Source organism: Psychrilyobacter sp. (genome assembly GCF_049671765.1).
In the GTDB taxonomy this organism is placed as follows: domain Bacteria; phylum Fusobacteriota; class Fusobacteriia; order Fusobacteriales; family Fusobacteriaceae; genus Psychrilyobacter.
On the sequence record NZ_JBATVM010000184.1, the window covers coordinates 1 to 3,251 of the forward strand.

The window sequence follows — 3,251 nt, forward strand, 5'->3', positions numbered from 1 at the left end:
CGACTACTGTGTCTACATAGTCTACGTTTCCATATTCATCATAGGCCAAGGTTACCTGGGATTTAGCATCAGGTCTTGCCCAAATTATTTCTTCTGATCTGGTCATATTAGTTAATTTTTTTATAATTTCTCTAGAGAGAACTAATGCTAGGGGCATAAGTTCTGGAGTTTCTTTAACAGCTCCTCCAAACATTATTCCTTGATCTCCTGCTCCTCCTTTGTCTACACCCAAGGCAATATCAGGTGATTGAGAATAAATTAAGTTTACCACTCCACAATTAGAATCAAATCCCATTCCTTGTTTATATCCGATTTCATCTATTTTATCTCTTACAATTTTCTGAACATCTACATAAGTACTAGTTGTAATCTCTCCCCCAACTACAACTTGTCCAGTTGTACAGAAAACTTCGCAGGCTACTCTAGAATTAGGATCACCCTTTAAACAAACATCTAATATTGCATCTGATATTTTATCTGATATTTTATCTGGATGTCCTGGTGATACATACTCCGAAGTGAATAATACTTTTCTTTCCATCTGTTGATCATCTCCGTATAAACTTTTTACGATAATATTTTTAATGATTTCCTACATTTTGTGCATATGCACATAATAACTATAGTAATTTATTATGATTTTGTCAATAGAATATTATTTATCTAGAGTTATATATGATTTTCAAAACCTGTCTTTTGTCACGAATTACACAAATTTTCAAAATCTAATTTCTTAAACAATAAAAAACATCACGAAAAAATTCGTGATGTTTCAAATATCTTATTCTATCTTTGGATTCCAGGGTAATTCCATAATCCAGAACCTCTTAATGTATCTCTATAAACTACCATATATTCTTTAGCTGATACTTTCATTGCTTCTTCTACAGAATCATAATCTAAATATACTAAATTATCAAAATTAATATCGAGATTTTCTCTTACAGAAACTTCTTTATATACTGATAATCCTCTTCTAATATGACTAGCACTAGAAATTAATGTTACGTTTTTAGTATTTAATTTTTTCATTATCTCAGTGGAATGTACTGCATTTCCAACTGTATCTTTAGCCTTATCATCTATAAATATTCTAGATGCATCTATTCCATTTTTAATTAACCATTCCTTCATTAAATGTCCTTCTGTAACTCCTTGTTTAGGAACTCCTCCACTTACAATTATAGTAGAGTTAGGATTTAATTTAGCCATAGCCAATGTTTGATCTAATCTTTTTATTAAAGTAGGTCTCATAGTACCATCATTTGCCAGAGCATATCCTAAAGTAACTATTGTATGATTAGGAGCTTCTACCTTGTATGCTTCTGTTTTTATATTTATTTTTAAAAAGTTCTCTGTTCTTTCAAAACTAGCTACATATTTTGCAGTTTTTTCAGGTTCAATAGTGCTTAAGAATTTTAAAGTGTTGTTATAAGATAAAGTATCACCGTTTATTCTAGAATAAGCTGCGAATAATATATTTGCATCAAAATTATTTGGTTCAATACTTAAAATTCCTTTATATGTTTCTAAAGCTTCTATTATTTTTCCTTGGATAACTTGAGTAGATGCTATAGAGAATCTTAGATCTAATCTATAAGGATCTAAGTTACTTGCCTCTCTAAAAGAATTTTCAACAACATCATATTTTCCTTTAAGAGTGATACCTTTAAAGAATTCTTTTTCTACCTTCTTTAAATCTCCTCCATTCCAATAATAATAAATACCTGTTTGAACTAATTCATCTATTTGTCTTTGATTATCAAAATTAACTACTTGTACTATTTTGTTTTTAGATACTGCATCTGATTTATTTTGAGCTGGAGTACATGCCATTAAAGATAAAGATAAAACTGCGGTAACTAAGATTTTTCTTTTAAGATTTTTCATTTTTTCATCCCCTATTGTTTTTGTGTTTGTATTAAAATTTCATGATTTGATTAGAAATTGAAATTTAATATACGAAATTATACACTATGAATGTTTAAAAAGCAAAACAAAATAAATTTATTTTTTATGAGTACGGTCTCTTATAATTGATATCTTGTTCAGAATAAACTTATATCCTGTATCTTTTATATGGGGAATTATACAATTAACGCAACTTTTTATACCACGAGATGTGTATTTAAAATTTCCTCCACACTCCTCTTTTAGCATGTACAATGGGCAATAACAAAATAAACAATTAAATTTATTTATGTCATTTATCTTATGACATGGGAAATATTTACACTTTTTGTTTTGTAAAAATTCAGAATTTTTCATTTTTTTCTCCTCATTACCAATTAATTTTTTATTGTATTTTACCATATTTGAACTTATGTCTTAATATTATTTTCCTCTTATTTATTTAATTAATTGAAACAAATTTGACTTTAATAAAGATTTAGAGTAAATTAATAATCAAGTTATAGTGGAAAAAGCTATTGTGTAAACCTAATATAATTAGCTAAGATGATTAATAGTATTTACTTAAAGAAAAAGGGGGAATAATTATGAAAAAGAAAAAGGTAATATTATGGTGTTCTTTACTATTACTGATTTTATTAAAAGTTTTTGCAATATATAATGGGGTGAAATTTGGGATTATTCCTAAAAGCCATGATATTGTCACATTTTTAATGATTGGTTTAGGAACGTATATACTTTATTTATTAAATAAAATTGGGAAAAAAAAGAGAGGTTTATATAGTAATTTTTTAACTGGATGTATCATTGGAACAAATGGTTTTAGTGAAGGTTCCATAGAGAAAATATTACATACTTTAGGAATGATCAGTTTACTCATATTTGTAGTAAGTTTTATTAGTATGAAAAAAAGTTCTAGGGTAACGTCTAATTTTTAAAAGAATTAAAAATAGGAGGTTTAAGCCTCCTATAATTAAAGATCTTTGCATAAGTTAAATAAGTATTATATATTTAACAAAACCAGTGTACTGAGATACCATGAGAAATTAATTTAAAATTCTATTAATTTTTTTCCAATTCTGTTAAAGTTGTAGCCAATAAAAGGGATTTTTCTAAAAGATTATGCTTTAATATATATTCATTTCCAACATATTCTTTTTTTCCACTTGGACCAAAACCATCAACTACATATTTCCCACTTTCAACATTTGAGATATCAGCAGAACTCCAACGGTGTTCTCCATGGATTCTTATATCAAAATTATCTCCAATATTTTTAATTGTTGACATTATTTCTTCGGATTTTTCAGTTGAACTTAATGCAGGTCTTCTACGTCCCC

Annotated in this window: 5 protein-coding genes; 1 reads left to right on the forward strand and 4 read right to left on the reverse strand. The window is 27.5% G+C overall.

The window, feature by feature from the left end; genetic code table 11:
* The 3 genes from WBG30_RS09200 to WBG30_RS09210 form a co-directional block, all read right to left on the reverse strand.
* A partial coding sequence (locus tag WBG30_RS09200) for an S-adenosylmethionine synthetase N-terminal domain-containing protein (RefSeq protein ID WP_424504358.1) occupies positions 1-541 on the reverse strand: 541 nt, incomplete at its 3' end.
* Positions 542-786: 245 nt separating this feature from the next.
* Positions 787-1,890, reverse strand: coding sequence for an ElyC/SanA/YdcF family protein (locus WBG30_RS09205; protein WP_424504359.1), 1,104 nt, complete (start codon positions 1,888-1,890; stop codon positions 787-789).
* Positions 1,891-2,007: 117 nt separating this feature from the next.
* Positions 2,008-2,313 carry a cysteine-rich small domain-containing protein gene (locus WBG30_RS09210; protein ID WP_424504360.1) on the reverse strand — a complete coding sequence of 102 codons (306 nt, stop codon included), beginning with the start codon at positions 2,311-2,313 and terminating at the stop codon, positions 2,008-2,010.
* A 185-nt stretch (positions 2,314-2,498) separates the two neighbouring features.
* Between WBG30_RS09210 and WBG30_RS09215 the strand changes: the two genes are divergently transcribed.
* Positions 2,499-2,849, forward strand: a complete 351-nt coding sequence (locus WBG30_RS09215) for a hypothetical protein (RefSeq protein WP_424504361.1) — start codon at positions 2,499-2,501, stop codon at positions 2,847-2,849.
* Positions 2,850-2,973: 124 nt separating this feature from the next.
* On the opposite strand, the gene WBG30_RS09220 is transcribed toward WBG30_RS09215, so the two are convergent.
* The coding region (locus WBG30_RS09220; RefSeq protein ID WP_424504362.1) for a hypothetical protein at positions 2,974-3,251 on the reverse strand (278 nt) is incomplete at its 5' end.